At 38.1% G+C, this 23,326-nt stretch carries 24 protein-coding genes; 16 read left to right on the forward strand and 8 right to left on the reverse strand.

The features are described 5' to 3' along the window. Positions 1 to 75: 75 nt before the first annotated feature. Positions 76 to 924, reverse strand: coding sequence for a bifunctional hydroxymethylpyrimidine kinase/phosphomethylpyrimidine kinase (thiD, locus tag DCE79_RS02065; RefSeq protein WP_108711473.1), 849 nt, complete (start codon positions 922 to 924; stop codon positions 76 to 78). Between the two features lie 163 nt (positions 925 to 1,087). Here thiD and DCE79_RS02070 point away from each other — a divergent pair, with 163 nt between their 5' ends. The 6 genes from DCE79_RS02070 (at position 1,088) to DCE79_RS02095 (ending at position 5,803) form a co-directional block, all read left to right on the forward strand. Then, entirely contained in the window at positions 1,088 to 1,804 is a 717-nt protein-coding gene (locus tag DCE79_RS02070; RefSeq protein WP_108711474.1) for a uracil-DNA glycosylase, read from the forward strand. A 23-nt stretch (positions 1,805 to 1,827) separates the two neighbouring features. After that, on the forward strand, positions 1,828 to 2,004 hold the full coding sequence (locus tag DCE79_RS02075) for a uracil-DNA glycosylase (RefSeq protein ID WP_108711475.1): 177 nt from the start codon (positions 1,828 to 1,830) through the stop codon (positions 2,002 to 2,004). Beyond that, on the forward strand, positions 2,001 to 2,288 hold the full coding sequence (locus tag DCE79_RS02080; RefSeq protein ID WP_108711476.1) for a YwdI family protein: 288 nt from the start codon (positions 2,001 to 2,003) through the stop codon (positions 2,286 to 2,288). The genes DCE79_RS02075 and DCE79_RS02080 overlap by 4 nt, the downstream gene beginning before the upstream one ends. 24 nt (positions 2,289 to 2,312) lie before the next feature. Beyond that, positions 2,313 to 2,690, forward strand: coding sequence for a DUF423 domain-containing protein (locus DCE79_RS02085; RefSeq protein WP_108711477.1), 378 nt, complete (start codon positions 2,313 to 2,315; stop codon positions 2,688 to 2,690). 184 nt (positions 2,691 to 2,874) lie between these two features. After that, the gene (locus tag DCE79_RS02090; RefSeq protein WP_108711478.1) at positions 2,875 to 4,056 is read left to right on the forward strand and encodes a M20 family metallopeptidase; all 1,182 of its coding nucleotides are present in this window, start codon (positions 2,875 to 2,877) and stop codon (positions 4,054 to 4,056) included. 58 nt (positions 4,057 to 4,114) lie between these two features. Continuing rightward, on the forward strand, positions 4,115 to 5,803 hold the full coding sequence (locus DCE79_RS02095; protein WP_108711479.1) for a methyl-accepting chemotaxis protein: 1,689 nt from the start codon (positions 4,115 to 4,117) through the stop codon (positions 5,801 to 5,803). 232 nt (positions 5,804 to 6,035) lie between these two features. Here DCE79_RS02095 and gerQ read toward each other — a convergent pair whose 3' ends face one another. Beyond that, positions 6,036 to 6,347 carry a spore coat protein GerQ gene (gene gerQ, locus DCE79_RS02100; protein WP_108714401.1) on the reverse strand — a complete coding sequence of 104 codons (312 nt, stop codon included), beginning with the start codon at positions 6,345 to 6,347 and terminating at the stop codon, positions 6,036 to 6,038. Positions 6,348 to 6,765: 418 nt separating this feature from the next. Between gerQ and DCE79_RS02105 the strand changes: the two genes are divergently transcribed. Continuing rightward, entirely contained in the window at positions 6,766 to 6,981 is a 216-nt protein-coding gene (locus DCE79_RS02105; protein WP_108711480.1) for a hypothetical protein, read from the forward strand. A 112-nt stretch (positions 6,982 to 7,093) separates the two neighbouring features. On the opposite strand, the gene hemQ is transcribed toward DCE79_RS02105, so the two are convergent. After that, on the reverse strand, positions 7,094 to 7,831 hold the full coding sequence (gene hemQ / locus DCE79_RS02110) for a hydrogen peroxide-dependent heme synthase (protein ID WP_108711481.1): 738 nt from the start codon (positions 7,829 to 7,831) through the stop codon (positions 7,094 to 7,096). 165 nt (positions 7,832 to 7,996) lie between these two features. On the opposite strand from hemQ, the gene DCE79_RS02115 reads away from it, so the two are divergent. Further along, on the forward strand, positions 7,997 to 8,821 hold the full coding sequence (locus tag DCE79_RS02115; protein WP_108711482.1) for an octanoyl-[GcvH]:protein N-octanoyltransferase: 825 nt from the start codon (positions 7,997 to 7,999) through the stop codon (positions 8,819 to 8,821). Between the two features lie 15 nt (positions 8,822 to 8,836). On the opposite strand, the gene DCE79_RS02120 is transcribed toward DCE79_RS02115, so the two are convergent. Continuing rightward, a complete protein-coding gene (locus tag DCE79_RS02120; RefSeq protein WP_108711483.1) occupies positions 8,837 to 9,484 on the reverse strand; it encodes an RsfA family transcriptional regulator in 648 nt (215 codons plus the stop codon). 216 nt (positions 9,485 to 9,700) lie between these two features. On the opposite strand from DCE79_RS02120, the gene DCE79_RS02125 reads away from it, so the two are divergent. Then, entirely contained in the window at positions 9,701 to 9,925 is a 225-nt protein-coding gene (locus DCE79_RS02125) for a YuzB family protein (protein ID WP_008404549.1), read from the forward strand. Between the two features lie 446 nt (positions 9,926 to 10,371). Beyond that, complete coding sequence (locus tag DCE79_RS02130; protein ID WP_108711484.1) at positions 10,372 to 11,676, forward strand: HD domain-containing protein; 1,305 nt, start codon at positions 10,372 to 10,374, stop codon at positions 11,674 to 11,676. Positions 11,677 to 11,814: 138 nt separating this feature from the next. Here DCE79_RS02130 and DCE79_RS02135 read toward each other — a convergent pair whose 3' ends face one another. After that, positions 11,815 to 12,000, reverse strand: coding sequence for a 2-hydroxymuconate tautomerase (locus DCE79_RS02135; protein WP_108711485.1), 186 nt, complete (start codon positions 11,998 to 12,000; stop codon positions 11,815 to 11,817). A 65-nt stretch (positions 12,001 to 12,065) separates the two neighbouring features. Between DCE79_RS02135 and DCE79_RS02140 the strand changes: the two genes are divergently transcribed. Further along, positions 12,066 to 12,575 (forward strand): YwhD family protein, encoded by a 510-nt coding sequence (locus tag DCE79_RS02140; protein ID WP_108711486.1) that lies wholly within the window; start codon positions 12,066 to 12,068, stop codon positions 12,573 to 12,575. 428 nt (positions 12,576 to 13,003) lie between these two features. Here the strand turns inward: DCE79_RS02140 and DCE79_RS02145 are convergent, their stop codons facing one another. Then, on the reverse strand, positions 13,004 to 15,064 hold the full coding sequence (locus tag DCE79_RS02145; protein ID WP_108711487.1) for a transglycosylase domain-containing protein: 2,061 nt from the start codon (positions 15,062 to 15,064) through the stop codon (positions 13,004 to 13,006). Positions 15,065 to 15,368: 304 nt separating this feature from the next. Here DCE79_RS02145 and speB point away from each other — a divergent pair, with 304 nt between their 5' ends. Beyond that, a complete protein-coding gene (speB, locus tag DCE79_RS02150; RefSeq protein WP_108711488.1) occupies positions 15,369 to 16,241 on the forward strand; it encodes an agmatinase in 873 nt (290 codons plus the stop codon). Between the two features lie 60 nt (positions 16,242 to 16,301). Here speB and DCE79_RS02155 read toward each other — a convergent pair whose 3' ends face one another. Both DCE79_RS02155 and DCE79_RS02160 read right to left on the reverse strand, forming a co-directional pair. Beyond that, the gene (locus DCE79_RS02155) at positions 16,302 to 17,285 is read right to left on the reverse strand and encodes a GGDEF domain-containing protein (protein WP_234417310.1); all 984 of its coding nucleotides are present in this window, start codon (positions 17,283 to 17,285) and stop codon (positions 16,302 to 16,304) included. A 265-nt stretch (positions 17,286 to 17,550) separates the two neighbouring features. Further along, a complete protein-coding gene (locus tag DCE79_RS02160) occupies positions 17,551 to 18,663 on the reverse strand; it encodes a GGDEF domain-containing protein (protein ID WP_234417383.1) in 1,113 nt (370 codons plus the stop codon). Between the two features lie 170 nt (positions 18,664 to 18,833). Between DCE79_RS02160 and DCE79_RS02165 the strand changes: the two genes are divergently transcribed. The 4 genes from DCE79_RS02165 to DCE79_RS02180 all read left to right on the forward strand — a co-directional run bounded on the left by DCE79_RS02165 (position 18,834) and on the right by DCE79_RS02180 (position 23,285). Next, positions 18,834 to 19,277 (forward strand): YwiB family protein, encoded by a 444-nt coding sequence (locus DCE79_RS02165; RefSeq protein WP_108711491.1) that lies wholly within the window; start codon positions 18,834 to 18,836, stop codon positions 19,275 to 19,277. Next, positions 19,274 to 20,941, forward strand: a complete 1,668-nt coding sequence (argS, locus tag DCE79_RS02170; RefSeq protein WP_108711492.1) for an arginine--tRNA ligase — start codon at positions 19,274 to 19,276, stop codon at positions 20,939 to 20,941. Before DCE79_RS02165 ends, argS begins: the two co-directional genes overlap by 4 nt. Before the next feature lie 308 nt (positions 20,942 to 21,249). Beyond that, complete coding sequence (locus DCE79_RS02175; protein WP_108711493.1) at positions 21,250 to 22,428, forward strand: acyl-CoA dehydrogenase family protein; 1,179 nt, start codon at positions 21,250 to 21,252, stop codon at positions 22,426 to 22,428. Then, complete coding sequence (locus DCE79_RS02180) at positions 22,425 to 23,285, forward strand: transporter substrate-binding domain-containing protein (RefSeq protein ID WP_108711494.1); 861 nt, start codon at positions 22,425 to 22,427, stop codon at positions 23,283 to 23,285. The genes DCE79_RS02175 and DCE79_RS02180 overlap by 4 nt, the downstream gene beginning before the upstream one ends. Positions 23,286 to 23,326: the final 41 nt, after the last annotated feature.

Here is a 23,326-nt window from a genome sequence, read left to right on the forward strand (position 1 = left end):
ATAGTAAAGTTTTTCAAAGGATGAAAAGAAAAAGTCACACAACCGGTTAATTTGTTGTGTGACGAATGCATTCATTTACATAATCGTTTCATTTGAAATCGTCGTTACGGTTACTTTAGGCGCGCCGTAGCGGGGTTTTGCGCCGTGCATGACTGGTCCAACATGCTCGTTTAATGCCCATCCATGTTTAATGGCAGCAGAAACAAATTGTTTTGCTTCGATGACTGCTTCTTCAACAGAAAGTCCAATTGCTAAGTTTGCACAAACGCTCGCAGCAAATGTACAGCCGGCACCGTGATTATAAGTAGAAGCGACTTTTTCTGTTTCTAATAATTTAAACTCAGTCCCGTTAAAGAATAAATCGACGGCTTTATCATGTGCTAATGCTTTGCCGCCTTTAATGACAACATTTTTAGCACCTAGCGCATGAATTTTTTGGGCAGCGCTTTGCATTTCTTCAATTGTTTTTGGTGTAGGTACGCCAGCTAACTGACCTGCCTCAAATAAGTTTGGTGTTACAACTGTTGCAAAAGGTAATAAGTAGTGAATCATCGCTGTAGTATTCCCAGGATTCAACACTTCGTCGTCGCCTTTACAAATCATTACGGGATCGATGACAATTTTATCTGTACCAGAGTTTTGAATCGCTTTTGAAGCCATTTGAATAATTTCCTCTGTAGAAAGCATGCCAGTTTTAATGGCATCAACGCCTGTAGATAGCGCGGTATCCAACTGTTTTTGTAAAAGTTCTGTTGGAAGTGGTGTCACATTGTGGCTCCACGTTTTTGGATCCATCGTGACAACAACCGTTAACGCGACCATCCCGTATGTTCCATGTTCTTGGAAAGCCTTTAAATCAGCTTGCATTCCTGCACCAGCTGATGTATCTGAACCTGCAATTGTTAATGTTTTTTTGAGCGTCATATCGCATTTCTCCTTAAATTGAAAATTCGAAGTATAATTGCATTTAGTATAACGCGCAACTGACTATATAAAAATAGCCAGAAATTAAAAAAACTATAAGGTCAGAATTTCTGCTTGAAATTTTTTTATGAATTGACTACTTTTGAAAGAAGAGGTGAACGAAATGATTGAAACAGTAACGAATAAATGGCGTGATGTATTACATGAACAAACAACCTATGATTATTATAAGAAGTTGCAAACATTTTTAGCCAAAGAATATAACGAAGCTACGATTTATCCGAAGCAAGAAGCTGTCCTTAACGCATTAACATACACAGATTATGATGATGTGAAAGTCGTATTATTAGGACAAGATCCGTATCATGGACCACGTCAAGCACATGGGTTAAGTTTTTCCGTATTACCAGGACAAAAGCTTCCACCCAGTCTAAGAAATATGATGAAAGAATTACAGGACGATTTAGGGTGCGAATTGCCAGATCACGGGGAGCTGACACATTGGGCAAAGCAGGGAGTTCTGTTATTAAATACAGTATTAACTGTGCGCGCGGGTGAAGCACATTCGCATAAAGGGCAGGGTTGGGAACAATTCACAGATGCAGTTATTGAAAGTATAGCCAAACGCGAGCAGCCTGTTGTCTTTTTATTGTGGGGAAAACCTGCACAAAGTAAACGTCAAATAATTGAACGCTATCCAAATGGGCATATCATTTTAGAAGCGCCACATCCTAGTCCATTAAGCGCGCATCGTGGCTTTTTTGGCAGTAACCCATATTCCAAAACAAATGATGCATTAATTCAATTAGGACAAGCACCCATCGATTGGTGTATCCCGCATAAACAGGCTAAACTTTTTGATGAAAGCATGGTAAAGTGAGTATGAAAGAGAGGGAGTAACTGATGAATGTCGATTGCTTTAAATGTCAATACTTCCGCGTAACTTGGGATCCAAACAATCCACGTGGCTGCTCAGCATATGGCTTTAAAACAAAGCAGCTGCCATCTGTTCTAGTGAAGAAATCTTCTGGTATGGATTGCTTAAAATTTGTACCAAAAAAACGGGAGGATCAGCGATGATTACATATGAAAAAATTGTAGCGCAAATTGCAAAGCTTGCCGTACAAGCGAACGATACAAAAGATGAACAGCATGTCCGCGAACAGCTAACAGCGATTCGCGCATTATGCGATGTCGTATTGAATGATGATGCGGTTCAGTCAAACCAATCGCGCACATCATATACAGAATCGAATTTTGTAAATCAATCAATCCCATCGCCCGTTTTTACACAACCAGTGATGAATTCGTCGCAAAAGCTAGAAGAAGCGGATGCGAATGGTGATTCTATTTTTGATTTCTAATAGAGAAAAAGAGAGGTAATACTAATGAAAAGTTCAATTGTTTCAGGTGCGATTCACGGATTTTTAGCTGTAGCGCTTGGTGCATTCGCTGCACATGCATTAAAGGAAGTATTAGATGATTACGGTGCAGGTATTTGGGATACAGCAGTTCAATACCAAATGTTCCATGCCGTGGCTCTTATTATAGTCGGCATCTTAATGTCAAAAGCCATTTTTGGCGAAGTAAAAGCATTAAAAACGGCGATGATCTGCTTCAACTTAGGAATCATTTTCTTCTCAGGTAGCCTAATGGTTCTTGCTATTACAGGAATTAAAGTATTAGGTGCCATCACACCAATTGGTGGCGTACTATTTTTAATTGGCTGGTTTATGATTATTAAAACAGCACTGAAAAAAGCATAAAGAGAAAAATAACTTACAACGCCTAAAGTACGAATTTGACCTGGTCAAATTTGTGCTTTTTTTTATGAAATACTTCCATTTCTCTATTTTTTAAAATCTAAATTTAGGTAAAAAGTAAAAGTTTTTCAAAATTGTCGGAATTTATTGTATAGTTATATAGTAATCGGAAAAAGGTGGGAAATGAATGGATCAATTATTAACGAAGTTACAAGAAAGCTTTGAAGAAATGGTTATCATTAGACGTTACTTACATGAGTATCCCGAATTGTCTCATGAAGAAGTACATACACCCGCTTATATCGCAAGTTTTTACCGCGAGCTCGGCTTAGAAGTTCGCGAACAGGTAGGCGGACGCGGTGTCGTTGCAACGCTTCGGGGTGCAAAGCTTGGAAAAACGGTTGCATTACGAGCAGACTTTGACGGTCTAGCGATTCAGGAATTAAATGATTTACCTTATAAATCAAAAAACGATGGCATTATGCATGCATGTGGACATGACGGACATACCGCAACGCTATTAGTATTAGCCAAAATTTTGGTGGAAATGCGTGAAGCGTTATCAGGAAATGTTGTTTTCATTCATCAACATGCTGAAGAAGTAGCTCCGGGTGGTGCAAAGGCGATGATTGAGGATGGCTGTTTAGATGGTGTTGACGTCATTTACGGCACGCATTTATGGGCACCGACACCACTAGGAGAAGTACTTGTCTGTGAAGGGGCAATTATGGCGGCAGCAGACCGCTTTGAACTCGTCATTCAAGGCAAAGGCGGGCACGGTGCAGAACCACAACATTCGGTGGACGCCATTGTTGTAGGCGCCCATTTTGTAACGCAATTACAAACAATTGTGTCGCGTAGAGTAGCCCCTTTACAATCTGCTGTGATAACAGTCGGCCTTTTTGAAGCCATTAATCCGTTCAATGTCATTGCGGATACAGTGAAAATTCAGGGGACGGTTCGAGCATTTGACGAACAAGTCCGCGAACAAATTAAAGAAGAAATTGAACATTTATTAAACTATACATGTAAAGCGATGCATGCCACTTATGAATATGCCTATTTTGATGGATACCCGCCGGTAGTGAATCATGCGCACGATACGCAATTTATTGCGCAAGTAGCACAACAAATTCCATCGGTTGAACAAGTTTCTGTTTGTCCGCCATTTATGATTGGCGAAGATTTTGGTTATTATATGCAGCATGTTCCAGGTACATTTTTCTTCACTGGAGCCAAAAATCCAGAGTGGGAAGAGGCTTATCCACATCATCATGCGAAGTTTGACTTTGATGAGCGTGCGATGTTAATTGCGGCACAAGTTTTAGGAAAAGCGACATTAGACTATTTAAATAGCGAAGTTGAATGAAAAACTAATGCTGGACAAATAAAAATAAAATAGAGTTATTTAAGAGAGGAAGTAAGAAATGAGCGTTGGAACAAAGCTAAATATGGCTTTCTATTCGATGATTGCGATATTTACATTAACCGTAGTAGTAAACTTTTTCAGTATAAATAATATTGAAAGTAAAACAGAAGAAGCTTTAAATAATCGAGTTGAACAAATTCGTGCAGTGGATGATATTCGATTTGGGACTGCCATGCAAGGCTTATATGCTCGTTCAGTTGTTTTAGATGGGAAAGATGAGAGTTTCGAAAATTTTGAACTTTATAAGACCTATCTAACTGATGCAATCACTCATTTAGAAAGTTTAACGACAAATGAACAGATGGTTGCTTATATTGAAGAAATTAAATCGTATAACAAAGCCTTTAATAATGGGGCGTTAGATATGGTCGATACGTATAATCGAGGGGAAACGCGTTTAGCAAATGGATTTATCAATACAAAATTGCGTGATGCGAATAACGGGATTTTAGAGGTTGCGGCACAAATCGTACAATATCAAGAAGAACAACTAGATAAAATCAGCAAAGAAACAGATGCAGCCATTGCTTTAACAAAAATAGTGGCCATCATCGCTTTAATAATTTGTGTCATTATTGTATTTAGCTTTATTATATCTATTCGAAAAACAATTACTATGCCATTAAAACTAGTAGTTAGTGAAGCAAAATATGTGGCATCAGGTGATTTATCTCGTGAAGATGTTCGCATGAAAACAAAAGATGAAATTGGTCAATTAGGTGATGCATTCAATGCGATGAAAAATAATTTATCGAATTTAATCAAAAATATTCAAGTGAATTCAGAGCAGTTAAGTGGTTCTGCACAGGAGCTTTCAGCAAGTACAGAAGAAATTTCAGCATCGACCGAAGAAGTAACAATGCGCGTAGAGGCTACGACAGAAACTGCGCAAGTATCAGCACAAGCATCAACGGAAAGTGCCCGAGCGATGGAAGAAACCGCACAAGGGATACACCGAATTGCAGAAGCGACACAAGCCTTACATTCCAATTCATTAGATGCGTCACATACAGCAACGAATGGTGGAACGATTATTGTTCAAGCAAAAGACCAAATGAAAATTATTAATGAATCAACAAATTCAGTCAATGCGTTAGTCCAAAAATTAGCGCAACAAACAGAGGAAATTAATAATATTTCAAAAGTCATTACAGATATTACGGATCAAACGAACTTGTTATCATTAAATGCAGCGATCGAAGCCGCACGTGCAGGAGAGCATGGAAAAGGCTTCGCTGTTGTAGCAGATGAAGTTCGTAAGCTAGCCGAACAATCGAAAAACTCAGCAAGCTCAATCGTTAGCTTAACACTAGAAATTAAAGCAGACACCGAAAATGTAGAGCGCGCTGTATCAGAATCGTTAGTATCCGTAAAAGACGGCGTTCAAATTATTACGGAAGCGGGCGAGTCGTTTACATCGATTGCAAAAGCAGTCAATCAAATGACAACGCAAATTCAAGAAATTTCCGCAACGTCAGAGCAATTATCAGCAAGTGCGGAAGAGGTAACCGCTTCTGTTAATGAAATTGCCATTGGTTCAAGTGAATCGAGTAGCAATCTTGAAATGATAGCTGCAGCAGTAGAGGAACAATCTGCAACAATGCAACAAGTTAATGCAGTAGCCATTACATTAACGGAAAATGCACAGGATTTACAAAGCGAAATCCAACAATTTAAAGTACGTTAATAAAACGCCTCCTATAGCTTAGACAGCTGTAGGAGGCGTTTTTTGTAAGTAAGTAAATTGTAAATCGCTCGTAGTATGGATAATTTTAAAAATAAAGTGTACTTCACGTCTAGGCAACAGCGCCAGCTCCTCGAGCTTTTCGGCCCCTCCTACGAAAGTGGTGGAACGTTTACTTTCTTGTCGGGTCCTCCAAAGCTTATCGGGGCTAAACGGCTCTTTAGCACTTTTGTTCTTATGGTGTTTGGGTGAAATAATTGAGTTCTTCATCAAATTCTGCATAATCAAAGTAAATCATCGGGAATAAAAAGCGATGATCCGTTTTTAAATCGCGTAAAATCACATGATCTCGGCCCGCTGCTTCAACGACCCCACGAACCGCACGCGTATTGTTGCCCGCAACCGCATTATCAAACGAAAAATAAAAGTTCCCAGGTTTTCCTCGATTTAAACGTAAAATGTTTTCAATATAGGATTCTTCGCGCGGAAACGTCGAACCTTGTAAATTTGCTTGGGACGGTATACCAGACGGATTCATTTGTTGCATTGGAGAAGTCCAATAGTAAGTCAATTTTGCATCCTTTCTATAAGAAAATTACATGTTAATACAATCGGAAGTCGTTGGCGAAAAGAAGCAACGTGCCTTAAAGTGCCCGCTATGCAACTGTTCATAGTACTGCTTATGGACATTCGCCTTCTGCTTCAGCCCGCATGATAGAGTTAGTAGCGTAGTATATCGATTATTTGTTTGAAAGTCAGGCGAATGAAGCACCTCCTTTTCAAACAGTATATGCACCATTGAAAAAATGATGATTTCAAAATGGCGTATAATTTTATGGAAACTTGAATAACCTATGTGAAATAATTATGTAAAAATTTTTAACAAATTGGGTGAGCAGGGGTGATGATACTGTTTGAGGACAGAATATAAGAAATTCATCAAAAAATAAGAAAGAAGTGAATAGGTGGAACAACCTAAAGTACAATGGAAACTTGCACTTGTCATTGTCATTTGTGCTACTGTTGCAATCGCTTTTGGAAAATGGATGAATCCACAGATACCGTGGTTTTTATATATCGTATTATTGTGCATTGGCTTTTTTGTTCATACCGTAATTTTAATTTGTCAAACGGACAGTGAGCAAAAAACGACCGATACCCACTTGAAAAAGAAAGCTTGATTGACGCCAATCAAGCTTTTTTCTTTTTCGCTTTTTCGTTACGTAAAAAATCTTCTTCATCTAAAAAATGGAGCTATCTGACGAGTCAAATAGCTCCATTAACATGTATTAATTAGATGGCTAAAAGCTTCTCTAATTTTTCGTTATCTAATAAGTTCCCAACTAAGAACTCACCGAATTCGCCGTAGCGAGCTGATACTTCATCAAAGCGCATTTCATAAACGATTTTTTTGAATTCTAACATATTATCAGAGAATAAAGTTACGCCCCATTCGTGATCGTCTAGACCAACAGAACCTGTAATGATTTGTTTGATTTTACCAGCGTAACTACGACCGATTAAACCGTGTGAATACATTAATTCACGACGTTCTTCCATTGAAAGCATGTACCAGTTGTCGTTACCTTCACGTTTTTTATCCATTGGATAGAAACAAACGTATTTAGACTTTGGTAATTCAGGGTATAAACGCGCACGAATATGTGGGTTTTGGTAAGGATCTTCATCTGATTTCCCTGCTAAGTAGTTTGATAATTCGACTACTGACACATATGAATACGTTGGAATTGTGAAATCTGCAATCGCAAGTTTCGCAAATTTTGTTTCGATTTCATTTAATTCTTCTGGTGTTTCACGTAACGTCATCATCATAAAGTCTGCTTTTTGACCAATGATTGAGTAGAAGGCATTTGAGCCAGTATCTTTATTTAGATCCTCTAAGTATTGGATAAATTCTTTTGTTGCTGCTTCGCGCTCTTCAGCTGAAACTAATTTCCATGATGTCCAATCCATTGAACGGAATTCATGTAATGCGTACCAGCCATCTAATGTAATTGCTGCTTCATTCATATTATAAACACTCCTCGTTATTGAAAATGATTCACAATTAGTTTAGCACAAAAGCATTAAAAAAAATCGACTGAAACCCGCAAAATGGCAGATTTCATCAATTTGACATGACTTTCATTTGCGGTATGCTAAAGGAAATAGAAATTAACTATAGGAGTTAAAATTATGACTGAAATTTTTGAGCAAACGAACTGGCGTTTTATCGATCAATCGATTAGTGCCAACAAGCGCTCACCGTTAGAATCCTTTGCGGTGGATGATACACTTTGCCATCTTATTGGACAAAATAGGAGCAATCCCGCTATTCGTACTTGGGTGCATCATGACGCGGTTGTGCTAGGTATTCAAGATCACCGTCTTCCACATATTGAATCTGGAATGGATCAATTAATCGCGCATGGCTACCATCCAATCGTCCGAAATTCAGGAGGCTTGGCAGTTGTTTTAGATGCAGGCGTACTAAATATTTCGATTGTATTAAATGAAAATGAACCGTTAAGCATTAATGCAGCATTTGAGTATATGGTTGAGTTTATTCGTCTATTGTTCCCGGAAATAGCACACAAGATCGAAGCTTATGAAATTGTCGGCTCGTATTGCCCAGGTTCATATGATTTGAGTATTGATGGTAAAAAGTTTGCAGGTATTTCACAGCGCCGTATGAAAAATGGTATTGCTGTGCAAATTTATTTGGGCGTGGAAGGCAGTGGCAGTGAACGCGCGGAGCTTGTGAAAAAGTTTTATGAAGCAGGTTTACAAGGTGAGGAAACGAAATTTAGCTATCCAGTGATCACACCGCATGTTATGGCGTCGTTGCAGGAGCTTACAGGGACAGATATAACGGTACAACAAGTGAACGAACGCATTCGTCAGCTTCTTCAAGGTTGGAATGGACAATATAACGAAATGCCATTACAGCAAGATGAAATGGACCTGTATCAATTTTATTTAGAGCGTATTTTAAAACGTAACGAATCGATGTTACGCTAAAAAAAGGCGAGGTGCTTAATAATGCACTTCGCCATTTTCAGTATTTAAAGGGTTGTGAGGAACAAGATTACCGTTTTTCTCCATTTTAAATGTAGGTCCAGCGGGTTCTTCCTCTGTTTCAAGTGTCACAAGTCGACGCGCCCGATTCATAATCGATACAAATTGCTCGTAATCTTCTTTAATCGATTTATTTTCTTTTTGAAGAACGGCTAGCTGTTTCTCCAATTCTTTCTTTTGCTCAGTCAGTAGACTCGTTAATTTCCGCCATTTTAAAATATCCTGTTCAGATGTATTAGAGTGTTGAAGTCTGACTAAGTAGGCGATCACAATATCAAGTGAGAGCGCTGAAAGAGGGATTGAAGCTGGTTCCTCTTCGTTCGTTGGTACTAAGTAAAATGGATTCGTTCTTCGTTTCGATGCAGCATTTAATACACGCATCCGTTCTTTCCGTTCTTTTTTCGCACTCGTTAATTCTTCTTCGTAAATGCGACGTACGACCGCATTCCAGCGAAATCCACAGGCTGCAGCCGTTCGATTTAATAAATCGCTTGCTTCTTCAAAGGCATTTAACTGTGTACTGCCTTCCTTTACATGTCGCAAAACCGCCTCTGCTAATAATTCATCATTTTCTTTTACCCAAGCATCTTGTCTTACTTTTGTCATTCATTGACCTCCTGCCTTTCGATAGTTTGATTGCTCAAATCTATCATGTCCAAGGGGGGGGAACTTATTCAATAAATCGTAATCAATTACTAGATTTCTGCAGCTTATTTTAACTATCAGACATTTGGCGGAAATACTAGGATTTTGCTTGAAGGAAGATGTAGTGATACGATACAATAGCAAATAGGTTAAAAAGAATAGAAAGGTGTTGGCACAATGGCAAACTTATTCCACGTTTGCGATGAATGTCAGGCCGTTAATTTAAAGACGTTAATTCCAAAATTAAAAGAAATTGATCCAGAAGCAACGATTGAAATTGGCTGTCATTCATACTGTGGCCCAGGTCGCAAAAAAACATTCACATTCGTAAACAACCGTCCAGTAGCCGCATTAACTGAAGAGGAGTTAATGGTAAAGGTACTCGACAAACTAAAGAAGTAACAACATAAAACCACCAACCACATGAAATTTTGTGATTGGTGGTTTTGTTTTCTAATACGGCGTTGTTCCTATAAGGTTGGTAAAGACTATTATCAACGGGGATAGTTCTTCTAATATAGAGATGATTCGGGGATAGTCATTTGGTGGGTTCTTCGCACGCAAGCCGCACAGACATGTTGCACATATCTGTACGACTCGCCTTTGTGCTTCGTGAAAGACCCACCAATAGATGGTGTATCCATTTTCCTTTTACTTGTATTCACGTACTGGCGCTTACAATGGTAGGCGCCAGTCTTCTAATATATAGAATCCTTCCTATGCGGTGCCCAGCCCGCCAAAGTCCGAAACACTTTCATAGAATTTTGATTAACCTATGACACTCTCCATTTCATTTTATAACAAGCACCAAGTATAATAGGAAATAAAGAGCAAGGAGGTCGGTTCATTTGACTACATATGCAACGGCAAAATTACAAGAAGAAAAAGTATTTAAAGACCCCGTCCACCGATACGTCCACGTACGCGATCAAGTGATTTGGGATTTAGTCAAAACCCGTGAATTCCAACGCTTACGCAGAATTAAACAACTCGGCACAACCTATTTAGTATTCCACGGCGCTGAACATAGCCGTTTCAGTCATTCTCTTGGTGTATACGAAATTGTTCGCCGTATTATGGATGATGTATTTAAAGGACGCCCGGAATGGGATGAAAACGAGCGCTTACTCGTATTATGTGCAGCACTTCTCCATGATTTAGGACATGGCCCATTCTCACATGCATTTGAAAATGTATTTGAAACCGATCACGAATATTTTACGCGTCAAATTTTATTAGGAGATACCGAAGTAAACAGCATACTTCGCCGTGTTGCGGAGGATTTTCCTGAAAAAGTAGCGCAAGTCATTGAAAAAACGTATCCAAATGAATTAGTCGTTAGTCTAATTTCGAGTCAAATTGATGCGGATCGTATGGATTACTTGCAGCGAGATGCCTATTATACAGGTGTAAGCTACGGACATTTTGATATGGAACGCATTATGCGCGTCATGCGCCCACGTGAAAATGGGGTGGTCATTAAAGAAAGCGGTATGCACGCGGTCGAGGACTATATCATGTCTCGTTATCAAATGTATTTACAAATTTATTTCCATCCCGTGTCACGCAGTGCAGAAGTCGTGTTAAATCATATATTAAAACGCGTGAAGGTACTGTGCCAACAAGGATATCAATTTAAACAAGAACCAACGTATTTTCAACCGTTTTTCAAAGGGAACGTTACGGTAGAAGATTATTTAGCGTTAGATGAAAGTATATTGCTCGCGTATTTCCAATTTTGGATTCATGAAGATGATTCGATTTTAAGTGATCTATGTCGCCGCTTCGTCAATCGCAAACTGTTCCAATACGTAAACTTAAATCCAACCGAGAACGCAAAAGTATATGGAGAATTATGCCGATTATTTAAAGAAGCTGGTTATGATCCTAATTATTACGTCGTACATGACTCCACGTCGGATTTACCATACGATTTTTACCGTCCAGGAAATGAAGGAACTAAAAAGCCGATCTTCTTACTCATGCAAGATGGCACACAGCGCGAACTTTCCGAGCAAAGTCTCATTGTTGAAGCAATTGCAGGGCGAATTAAAGTCGATCATAAAGTGTATTATCCAGAAGAATTTTTCGAGGATGAACACATATCTGAAGTGTTACGCGATGAAACTCGTCGAATAATTGAAAAGTTATAACCGAAAGATACAAGACGTCAGTTAGTGGACGTCTTTTTTATATGGGATGTAAGTTTGTTTACTAAAAACAACTTATACAGACAAATAAAAGAACAAGAAAATCTTTAAGATTCTCTTGTTCTTTACCCGAAATTTCTATTACTTGTCACTAACACGTACGCCACCTGTAGCGTAGTGGTTTTTCGACATTTCTTCAATAATGATGGATACATTTTCTACTGGTGCGTTCACTGTTTTTGAAACAGCTTGTGTTACTTCTTCTACGAGCGCGCGTTTTTGTTCATCTGAGCGGCCCTCAATCATTTTAATCGTAACGATTGGCATATAGTCGCCTCCTGCGTAAAATATAGTGTATAGTAATTATAATAGCGTAATTGGAGGTATTTACAATGGCAAATGAAGAAAAATCAAAACCAAAAATGGGTTTTACTATTATAAAAAACGATCCAACTGATGGACATAAAGGGTTTGGCATTGGTTCCCTATCATTAGAAAATGTTTCACCGGTTATTATTGATGTGGCAGAGGAAACAGCAGTTGTTGATATCGGTGCCATGCATGCGAAAAGCACAATCGAGCGCGGCATTAAATTTACATTGAACCGTGAAGATTCAGAAGGTGGAAAAGATTACTGGCTTGTCTGGGTAACAATCGATCATAGCGAATCAGGCGCTTATTTTGCAGGGGTTACAGCATGTGAAATGGTCGTTAACCGTGAAAAACGTCGTGGTTATAAAATTTTAGCCGATCATGTAAACAAAATGGATAAATCGATGAAACGAAAAATTATCGTGGACCATATGGATGAACGATCAAAAAAAGTATTAGCTGACTTCTTAAAAAATCACAATGAAGACATGTGGAATAATAGTGAACAACTTCGCGCACAATTAGTTTAAAATCCACAAATTTCCTATAAAGTATAAAAACGATAAATTGTTTTACAGTCAATTGTTTTTTTAGAAAAGTGAATCAATTCAGTGAACAATATGTGACATTTATGGAAGTTGCTGAAACTGTGGTTGAAACTGTTTCCAAAAGAAAGTAAACTGAATTTAAAGCTTGCGAATAGTAGGCTAGGACACGTGGGAAATGAAACGTGATGAGGATTAAGCGGCATTTGAACATTCCCAAGCCGAATGCCCCATGGTTCTCATCCTTTCGTTAACCACAATAAAAAAGCTCTTTCGTTTTACGGACTAGATCCGGAGACGAAAGAGCTTTTTTATCATTTGTGCCGTAGCCTGCCAATAGCTAGACAAAACGAATACAAATAAAAATCAATCCCATGTAACGGTGATAAACTAAATAAAGGTTTATTGCTTAGTTAGTCCCAAAAAGATCGAAGTGCCTCAAAGGGAACCTTTTCCCAAACACTGCTCCATGAATCCGTATCAAAGAAATCAAATGTAGAACAAGATTCAGTTGGAACATCCTTTGTTTTTAAGTAGATGACGCGTTGATTGGTACATGATTTATTTGCAAGTTTCCCACTGTTAATGTCAACTGTTACCGCTTCAACGCCTTTTGGAATAGGGAACGATTCATTCGCTTTACCATCAAGAGCCGTTTCCATAAAATCGATCCACACTTGCTTAGAAGCAGCCATATCGGCTTGAACCGATAACGTTTTTCCTTGGTCATAACCATTCCAAACACCTGCTGTTAATCCTGGAGTAAAGCCGATCATCCACTGATCACTATTCGTTGTCCCAGATTTTGCGGCATACGTATGTGACATACGAGGGCGCAATGAAAGTCCAGTTGCAGGCGAGTAATCGCTATAAACAGGGTCAAACATACCTGTCATCATTTGTGTTAAAACTGAAGCATCCTCTTTTGAAATTACCTGCTCTTTTTCCTTAGGTTCTTCGTATTTGTAAACAGTATTTCCTTTCGCATCTTTAATAGATAAAATCGTTGTTGCTTGGCGTTTTTCACCACCAGCGGCAATTGTATTATAAGCGTTTGTTAAGTCATACAATGAATTTTCTGTTGTCCCAAGTGCGATGGAAGGATTGTCATTATCAGAATAATTTAACCCAAAACGCTTTTGTGTATCGCGGAATGCGCGATAACCAATTTCATCAAGTGTTTTTACTGCAAAGACATTATCCGAAATCGCAAGTGCCTGAGCCATTGAAATTTCATGATCGGCATATTTCTTATTAATATTTTGCGGTGTATACGTTGCACGACCACGATCATACGTAAAAGTCGTTTGACTCACATCTAAGAATGTCATTGGCGTAAAGTCATTTTCCAGTGCAGCTGCATATAAAATCGGTTTAATCGCGGAGCCTGGCTGACGATTACCGAGTACAACACGATTATAAGAACTTGTACTATATTCACGACCACCGACAAGTGCTGTAACAAATCCCCTATCAGCATCCATACTAACAAAGCCCACTTGTAGGTCATTGTTCGGCATATTTTTAGTAATGGCGCTTTCAGCAGCTCGTTGATGGGCTTGGTTTAACGTCGTCTGAATTGTCCAACCACCTTCACTAATGCTTAAGTTCTTATCTGCCAAAATATCACTTGCTTCATCCCAAACAACGTCTAAAAAGTAAGGAGCAATAGATTTTGTTGCAATCCACTCATCGCTTTTTAACACAACTTGTTCAGAAGTCGCACGTGTCTTTTCTTCTGTTGTAATTTTGTCTTGCTCATCCATTAAACGTAAAATAACTTGCTGACGGTTTGTCGCTTTTTCCAAGTTATTTAGTGGGGAATAGTAGCTTGGTCCTTTTGGAACCCCAGCTAACATCGCCGCTTCTGATAAAGTTAAATCCTTGGCAGATTTCCCGTAAAAATAGCGACTAGCCGCTTCCACACCATACATGCCGTGCCCATAGTAGACGGTATTTAAATAGCCTTCTAAAATTTCATCCTTTGAATAAAACAACTCTAAACGGTAGGAAAATAAAGCTTCATTTACTTTTCTTAACCATGTTTTTTCATGTGTTAAATAAAGGTTTCGGGCATATTGCTGTGTTAATGTACTTGCTCCTTGAACTTTACTGCCTGCTTTAATATCAGCAAGTACGGCTCCAGCAATTCGAGAATAGTCAAAGCCCCCGTGATTATAAAAATCTTTATCCTCAACAGCGACCGTTGCATCAACTAAATAAGGAGAAATATCTTCTAAGTCCGTCCAATAACGGCGCTCCTCTGTGAAATAATCCCCAATTTGATTATTATCACTATCTAAAAAGATAGATGCTTTCGGTACTGTAAGCGGTGGAGCCCCAGCAACTTGTGCGTATATACGTAATGAAAGGAGGGTGACAGCGATGGCACAAATGAAACCAATCATAAGTAAACCCAGTTTTCGACTGAATTTTTTACGGTTTTTTTGTTTAATATATTGCTGTCTTTTCAACTCGTTTCACCTCATTTTCTAAAGGAATTATAATGGTGTGTAAAATAATTTTTTATGAATTTAGAAAAGTCTAGAAAATCATCTTGCACTTTTAATAAAAACAACTATACTTTTGTCGAGACATAATTGATTTTATGTCGAATTAAGTCAGTTGCTCTTATTATACGAAAATAGCGATCAAAAGTTTCGTTTCGTGATTTTAGTATGAGCAATTTCGTGGATACATATGCATGTAACGGCAAGTTTCGAATGAAAAAGAAATAAAAGAGCAAACTAAATACAAGAAGGATAAAGGTGACCATTGATGCGATTTGATGAGACTTATGCAGGCAATCTATTTATTAAAAGCCACCAAAACTATGAAGAAAGTAAAGCTGTTCTTTATGGAATGCCAATGGACTGGACGGTAAGTTATCGACCTGGCCAGCGATTTGGACCAGCACGTATTCGTGAAGTATCCGTTGGTTTAGAGGAATACAGCTTTTATTTAGACCGTGAACTTGGTGATGTATCATTTTTTGATGCAGGAGATATTCCATTACCATTTGGAAATCCTGAGAAATCATTAGCAGAAATTAAAAGCTTCGTTCGCAAAGTAGTAGCAGACGGAAAAATTCCAGTCGGCATGGGTGGGGAACATTTAGTTTCTTTACCTGTTATGGAAGCGGTATATGAAAAGTATTCAGATTTAGCCATCATCCATTTTGATGCACATACCGATTTACGTACGGATTATGAAGGAGAACCTTATTCTCACGCGACACCAATCCGTAAAATTGCAGATACAATCGGCCCAGAAAATGTGTATTCATTCGGCATTCGTTCTGGCTTGAAAGAAGAGTTACAATGGGCAAAAGAAAATGGCATGCATATTTCATTATTTGAAGTGCTAGCGCCATTAAAAGACGTATTACCAACTTTAAAAGGACGCAATGTGTACGTGACAATTGATATCGACGTGTTAGATCCCGCTCATGCGCCTGGCACAGGGACAGTCGATGCAGGAGGAATTACACCAAAAGAGCTGCTAGCTTCCATCCATGAAATCGCACGTTCAGAAGTGAATGTTGTTGGTTTTGATCTAGTAGAAGTGGCGCCTGTTTATGACCATTCAGAAATTACTGTAAATACAGCCGCGAAGTTAATTCGTGAAATGATACTGGGTTGGGTGAAATAAAAATAACAAAAATACCATTTTGCTAAAAATAGCGAAATGGTATTTTTATTACACTTAAATTTATTGAAGTTGCTGAAGTTGATTATAATGAAAAATATGAATACTTTTTTGCAGTTTCGCCTGTAGTAAAGCATGATAACAATTTTGATAGAGTTGATCTAATTTTAATGTGTTAGATGGATAAGAGCTAATGCCAATTGCTAAAGAAAGCTGAATTTCGGGATGCTTTTTAAAGGTTAACTGACGAACCGAATGATCAATTTCAGAGGCAATTGTAATCGATTGAGCAGGTGCTAAGCTTGGTAAAATGACATAAAACTCATCGCTCCCTATTCGTCCTATAAATGCATTGCTCGGTAATTGCTGTTGAATGACTTGCGTCGCTTCAATTAATACTTCATCACCCGTTTCGAAGTGATAGGTAAAATTGATGTCTTGAAAATGCCTAATATCGATGTGCAGTAACTCAAATGGCACTTTAGCACTTATATAGGAAGTAAGCTTTTTTTCTACAGCAATATTGTTAGGTAATTGCGTTAGAAAGTCCATCTTTCTAAGGGCGTAAATTTGCTTGATTTGCTTATTTTTATGTTCAAGCTGCGATAAAATTTTTCGGATTGCATAAAATGTGAACGTAGAAAATAGAAGATAGATAATTAAATACTGAATACCTTCTACAGAGCAACGATAATAAACGATTAATACGACAATGTGCTCAAACGTCAGGGCATAAAAGTAAATCGGTAAATTTTGATAAGTAATGGGCCATTTATAAGCAGCGTAGGCTGTACCACATGTTACAAACAACATATTGTACATCATGATGATTGCTAAGGTTGAAGTGAAAAATAAAACTTTCCGCCCGATTACAATAAGAAAGCCCGCAATTAGAATCGTAGTAGGACCGCCAAGTAATCCTCCGAATAACAAGAAAATTGTGCGGCTATTAATGAGTACACCATTCGCAAATGGGGCAGTTAATACCGATAAAATAAGCGCTGCAAATCCAAAAGTAAGGCCTGCAATGAGTGATTTATAGTTCATTATAAAAGGTTTATTAGAATACTGTATAAATGGCCAAAAGATTAGAATAGAAAAACAAAATAGGATTGAAAAGTTAATAATAAACTCAAAAAACATTAGGTTTCCTCACTTAAAATAAGATTGATGAAAAAGAATTACAATTCCCATCGTAAATGCTCTACATTTATATCATAATAGTAAAATTGATGACAGCAAGTTTGCTTGAAAAAGATAAAATAAAAGACATTTCCTCCTCTAATAAGTGGGTGAGGAAATGTCCTTTTAATTATTTCAAACTATTCGCATGGAAATAGGGAATATGAGTATGTTCTTTTGCGTGCTGTTGTGCTGCTATTAAACTTTTAAATAGATTTTGAGCATCTGTTCCGTTATCAGGGTAAGAGCTTAAACCGACAGCAATCGAAATAGGAACGTCCTCATTTTCTGGCCCTCTAAAAGAAAACTTCTCAATAGCTGCCATTAAATTACTCGCCTCGATAATGGCATAGGCGGGAGCAATATCCTTTAATACAACGATAAATTCCTCACCAGCTAATCGACCAACGAAAGCATCATTTTTTTTAGCGTATTCTTGAAGGAATCCAGCCACTTGCTTAATGATTTCATCTCCCACTTGATAGCCGTACTCCGCATTTATCGTTTTAAAGTGATAGATATCTAATAGAAGTAAATTGAAAGGCGCTTTTTTCTTTATGAGACTTTGAATATATATTTCTATGGCATGGTTATTTGGTAATTGTGTTGGATAGTCAATTCGTTGTAAATAAATCGTTTCTTGAACGGTATCACTAGTCCGCTTTACTCTCTGAATTAAATTATAAATAAAGTAAAACGAAAATACCGTAAAGATAGCATAAATAACCGAATAAAAAATACTTTGATTTTTAATGTGAAGGCCGATCGTTAAAACAATCGTTATTTCGATAAAGCAAATCCAAAAATACTTAAAAGAAGTCTTGTCCGTTAGTTTAAACTTTCGTGTTAGAAAAAACAAAAGGATGGTCAGTATCAGAAAGTTTAAATTGACTATAAATGGGCCGACAGTTAAATCAGATATAATCAATTGACCTAAACCCATGATCAATCCGCTAATGAGTATCGCAATGGGTCCACCTAATAGTCCACTAAAGAGCAATAAAATAAGTCGAGAACTAATCATAAAACCATAAACAGGATCAATTGTAGATAGCGTCAATATAAAACCAGCCACACCAAACTTTACCCCTGTTACATACGGCTTCGAACGTTCAATAAATGCATTCTGCTTAAAATGGTTAACAAAAGGCCAATAAATTAATAATGTAAATGTTAGTAACATACAAAAGTGATAAAAAATTTCAATAATCATGACAATCTCCTTTAATCCAAAAACAATCATCACGCTTTTGGGTAAAAAAAACTATTGAATTCGCTGAATCAAGTGAAAATCGTTGTAAACAACTTTATTGAATGAGTAAGCGCAAAGTTTGAGTTTCGTCCTTGCTTAAAAGCGTATATTCATCCTATAATAAAAAGGTTATAGAAAAACAAGTATAGGAGCTGACTGCTGTGGCGAACGAGAACGGGAAAACAGTCAAAATTAAGCTAGTTTCCTCAATCATTCCAACCGAGGGCGAGCTTGAAAAATACGAAATGTGGCTAGAGGGTAGCTGTGTTGAAAAAGGCGGCAGTCTTTATTTACGCTATGAAGAAGTGCAGGCAGACTTACAAATTCAAACGACGATAAAATTAAATAAAGAGCGTTCGTTTATTATGCGTAACGGTGGCGTGAACATGCGCTTGCCATTAAATCCTGGTAAGCGTGAAAATGGGCATTATGAAAGTCCATTTGGCTCACTTCCAATCATTACAGATACACATCAGCTTGCCATTGAAGTAACGGAAGGCGATAAAGTATCAGGGCGTTTTCTAACGCAATATGATCTAATAATAGGCGGCAATTCTGTCGGCAAATACACTTTAGAAATACAATTTACGGAGGTACAAATATGAATGCAGTAGAACAATTACAGCAATCGATTAAAGCAGCTTTTGCAGCAGCAATCGAAAAAGCAGGCTTAGTAGAAGCAGGCACAGAAGTGAACATCCATTTAGAAACACCAAAAGATAAAGCGAACGGTGATTTCGCAACAAACGTAGCGATGCAATTAACAAAATTAGCGAAAAAGCCACCACGTGCGATTGCAGAAGCTATTTTAGAAGCAATTGAAACAGAAGGTACAGATATCGAAAAAATCGACATCGCAGGTCCTGGTTTCATGAATATTACAGTGCGCAAAGATTTCTTAGCAGGCGTTGTTAAAGCAACTTTTGAACAAGGTGAAAACTATGGTCGCTCAAATACAGGTGTAGCTGAAAAAGTTCAAGTTGAATTCGTATCAGCAAACCCAACAGGTGACTTACATTTAGGTCACGCACGTGGTGCTTCGGTAGGGGATTCATTATGTAACGTAATGGACTTCGCTGGGTATGATGTATCACGTGAATACTATATTAACGATGCAGGTAACCAAATTAGCAATTTAGCGTATTCATTAGAAGCACGTTACAAACAAGCTTTAGGCATGGAAGCTGAAATGCCAGAAGGTGGCTACCACGGTCCAGATATTATCGGCATTGCAAATAAATTAGCTGAAGAATTCGGTGCGACAATTTTAGAAAAAACAGAAGAAGAACGCTTTAAATTCTTCCGTCAGCACGGTTTAAAATTAGAATTAGGAAAATTACAAACCGACCTTAAAAATTTCCGCGTAGAATTTGACGTTTGGTATTCAGAAACTTCTTTATACGAAAACGGTAAAGTAGAAGTAGCATTAGACAAATTAAAAGCAAATGGTCATGTATTTGAACAAGACGGTGCAACTTGGTTCCGTTCGACAACATTCGGTGACGATAAAGACCGTGTATTAATCAAAAACGACGGTTCATTCACATACCTTACTCCAGATATTTCTTACCACGAAGATAAAATCGTACGTGGCTTTAATAAATTAATTAACATTTGGGGTGCAGATCACCACGGATATATTCCACGTATGAAAGCGGCAATCGAAGCACTTGGCTATGACCGTGACACATTAGAAGTGGAAATTATTCAAATGGTACAACTGTACAAAGACGGCGAGAAATTCAAAATGTCGAAACGTACAGGTAATGCTGTAACAATGCGTGAATTAGTAGAAGAAGTAGGCTTAGATGCTGTACGTTACTTCTTCGTAAAAACAGCGGGCGATTCTCATATGGACTTCGACTTAGATTTAGCTGTATCACAATCAAACGAAAACCCAGTGTATTATGCACAATACGCACACGCACGTATCGCTTCAATTTTACGTGCGGCTGGCGAACAAGGCTTCACAGCTTCACTAGAAAACCTGGGTCTATTAACGGCCGAAAAAGAAGTAGATGTACTGAAAAAAGTAGGCGCATTCCCACAAATCGTGGCAGATGCAGCGAAACACCGCACACCGCACCGTATCGCCAACTACATTCAAGAATTAGCAGCTGCATTCCACAGCTTCTACAATGCAGAAAAAGTAATCAACGCAGACAACAAAGAGCTTACAGAAGCACGTCTTGCACTAATTACAGCTGTAAAAACAACAATGGCGAACGCATTAAAATTAATCGGTGTATCCGCACCAGAAAAAATGTAATTCAAACTAAACTAAATCAAAAAGCGATTTTGACTGTAAAAGGTCGAAATCGTTTTTTTTATTGGCTAAATCAGGGGATTACGAGGAGAAAGCGTACCCAATTTATATTGACAGATGTTCAAAATGCATAAAGAAAATTATGAAATTTTTTCACCCAAAACCGCCATTATACATATGATTTATAATAAAAATGATTAATCATATAAAAAAACTCGGAATAAAGTATTGACTTCATAATATTCTGAAAGTAATATTAATTTCAACAGTTGAATGACGAACTGAATTTACAAAAATAGGTGGCGTTTTATTTGAGTAAACAGTTATTTATACAAACAGATGAGCAACGACAATGGTTAGAAAAACTAGAGACATTGAAAGAAAGCTTCACAAAAAATGCCCAGCAAATCGATGAACAATCGGTTTTTCCATTTGAAAATTTTAAAAAGCTACGAGAAATTGGCTACACCAAAATGACATTACCCAAACAATACGGTGGTGCAGGTTTCACTGTCTATGATGCCGTACTTTTGCACGAGACATTATCAAGTTATTGTGGCAGCACGGGGTTAGCCGCGTCATGGACGATTCAAAATGTCGGTGAAATTTTTGAAAACCGTTATTGGGACCACGATAAGCTAGATTGGTTTGGTAAGGAAGTGGGTAACGGAGCTACAGTCAATCGTGCGGTAAGTGAATTTGCGATGGGAAGTCCCGTTCGTGGAGGAAAGCCTGCGACATCGGCCAAGCGTGATGGAGACCAATACATTATTAATGGGCGCAAAAATTATACAAGTGGCGCACCAGACTTAGATTATTTTTTAGTATCAGCTTGGATTGAACAAGACGATCACTTAGGATTTTTCCTCGTACCAAAAACAGCTGCGGGCGTATCGGTTGAGAACACATGGGATGTGGCTTCAATGCGCGGGACAGGGAGCGATGACCTTGTACTCGATAATGTGCGTGTGGAGCTTTCTAATTTGGTTGAAATTCCGAGTTATTCTACAGGTTTTAAGTTGAATGGTTGGCTGCTATTAATTCCAGCAACGTATTTAGGTATTGCACAAGCTGCTCGTGACTATGCAGTAGAGTTTGCCACAACCCATTCACCGAACAGTATCGAAGGCACCATTGCTCAGCTGCCTAATGTGCAAAGTCTCATTGGTGAGATGGATTTAGCGTTAACAAATGCACGATTTACTATTTACGGGGTGGCACAGCTATACAATGAACCATCGAAAAAAGCAGCAATCATTAATGAAGTGAATATCGCGAAGCATGTCGTAACCAATATGGCAATTGAAGTAGTAGATAAAGCGATGCGATTAGTTGGGGCAAAAAGCTTACAGCGTTCAAATCCGTTGCAGCGCTATTACCGAGACGTGCGTGCAGGATTGCATAATCCCCCAATGGACGATTTAACGATTAAACGTTTAGCAGAAACAGCTATTCAAGATAATTTAAAACAGAAAGAGGTTCTTATATGAAATTCAAAACATTTTCCAAATTAGCTACGGTTGGTATTGCATCACTCGCTTTACTCGCTGCTTGCGGCAATGACCCTGATTCAAGTTCGGCTTCATCAAAAGATGGGGTAACAGTTGTTAAAGTTGCTTACGATCAAGCAAGTAAACCGATGACTTATATAGATGAAAATGGCAATGCAACAGGCTATGACGTAGAAGTGATGAAGCTTGTTGATGAGGCATTACCAGAATATGAATTTGAGTATGTCGGGACAACAAGTGACGATTTATTAATCGGGGTGGAACAAGGAAAATATGATGCAGGTGTAAAAAATGCCTTTTGGACAGAAGAGCGCACTCAAAAATATGTTTTCCCGCAAGAGTTTTTAGGATTAAGTAGTGCAGGTCTTGTACTGAAAAAAGAAAATGCTCATATTAAAAACTTAAGTGATTTTGCATCAGCAGGCTTTACGCTAGCACCAATCGCTGCGAATAACGCGCAATATACGATTATTGCTGAATACAACGAAGCAAATCCTAATAACCCAGTGAAATTAAAAGCAGGGGAAGACTTTACAGTAGACGTCGTGCAGTGGGTAAATGAAGGGCGTGTAGATGGTGGTGTTCAAATTGAAGGTGCATTTACAGGGCAAGTGTTAACAGAAGGTGGCCCTTATTACAATTTAAAAGATGACGTGGTTTACAACGAATTTGCTGTTATTAAGACATGGCCATTATTTAATAAGAAACAACAGGAATTTGCAGATGCCTATGATTCGGCTATCGCAGAAATTAAAAAGACAGATGCCTTACGTGATTTAAGTGTTGAATTTTACGGTAAAGATTTGTTTGAAGTATTAGAGTCAGTGAACCGTTAATTTTTTGAACTGCTTAAGTAAAGAGCTTAAGCAGTTTTTTC

It is taken from the genome of Lysinibacillus sp. 2017, assembly GCF_003073375.1.
Taxonomy (GTDB): Bacteria; Bacillota; Bacilli; order Bacillales_A; family Planococcaceae; genus Solibacillus.